This window comes from Halomonas marinisediminis, from assembly GCF_004347715.1.
Classification (GTDB): domain Bacteria; phylum Pseudomonadota; class Gammaproteobacteria; order Pseudomonadales; family Halomonadaceae; genus Halomonas; species Halomonas icarae.
Window position 1 is genome coordinate 1 of the sequence record NZ_SLTR01000513.1, and the last position, 266, is coordinate 266.

Below are 266 nucleotides of genomic sequence, written 5' to 3' on the forward strand. Positions count from 1 at the left end.
GTTGCTTTATCAAGCGCTGATGAGTTCAACATAAAGCCGATCAAGGCATTTGAAGCACCTTCTGGAATCGCGAGTTTTTCCGTTGGCATTGCCCATACGGTGAACTGGTAACGGTGCATGCCTGCGCCTTTTGGTGGGCAAACGCCGCCAAATCCACTTAGACCGTAGTCATTTTTCATCTCTTTCGCTTTGAAAGAATTGCCTGATGCGCCTTGCTCTACCGAGTTCACTGACGCTGGGATATCAACGGATACCCAATGCCACCA

At 49.2% G+C, this 266-nt stretch carries 1 protein-coding gene; it reads right to left on the reverse strand.

The genetic code is table 11. From position 1 onward, the window contains the following. On the reverse strand, positions 1-266 hold a 266-nt coding region (locus tag E0702_RS17620), incomplete at both ends, for a YbhB/YbcL family Raf kinase inhibitor-like protein (protein WP_132045799.1).